This is a genomic window from Clostridium sp. CTA-1 (assembly GCF_054768215.1).
Genome location: NZ_BAAAAP010000067.1, coordinates 1 through 486 on the forward strand (window position 1 = coordinate 1; position 486 = coordinate 486).

2 tRNA genes and 2 rRNA genes are annotated in these 486 nt (G+C 44.3%); all 4 read left to right on the forward strand.

Annotated features, from left to right (window positions below):
* Nucleotides 1–108 (forward strand): 23S ribosomal RNA (locus ACYUEW_RS19050); the annotation flags it as partial.
* 93 nt (nt 109–201) lie between these two features.
* A 5S ribosomal RNA gene (rrf, locus tag ACYUEW_RS19055) occupies nt 202–318 on the forward strand.
* A 10-nt stretch (nt 319–328) separates the two neighbouring features.
* Nucleotides 329–405 (forward strand) — tRNA-Ile (locus ACYUEW_RS19060).
* A 3-nt stretch (nt 406–408) separates the two neighbouring features.
* Nucleotides 409–484 (forward strand) — tRNA-Ala (locus tag ACYUEW_RS19065).
* The last annotated feature ends 2 nt before the right edge of the window (nt 485–486 follow it).

The following is a 486-nucleotide window of genomic DNA, read 5'->3' on the forward strand; positions in this document are numbered from 1 at the left end:
AGCGTAAGCTAGTAAGACTCCTGGAAGAACACCAGGTTGATAGGTCAGAGATGTAAGCATGGCAACATGTTAAGTTGACTGATACTAATAAGTCGAGGGCTTGACCAAAATAAAATTCACTGTGTAATTTTGAGAGAAACAATAAAAAAATTGTTAAATCTCTATTGACAAATTGCAAAAAAGCAATTAAAATGTTARATATCTGGTGATTATGGCTTGAAGGTAACACCCGTTCCCATGCCGAACACGAAGGTTAAGCTTCAAAGCGCTGATGGTACTGCAGGGGAGGCCCTGTGGAAGAGTAAGTCGTTGCCAGATACAACAACATGGATCTTTAGCTCAGTTGGTTAGAGCAACCGGCTCATAACCGGTAGGTCCGGGGTTCGAGTCCCTGAAGGTCCACCATTTGGGGGTATAGCTCAGTTGGGAGAGCACCTGCCTTGCAAGCAGGGGGTCAGGAGTTCGAATCTCCTTATCTCCACCATT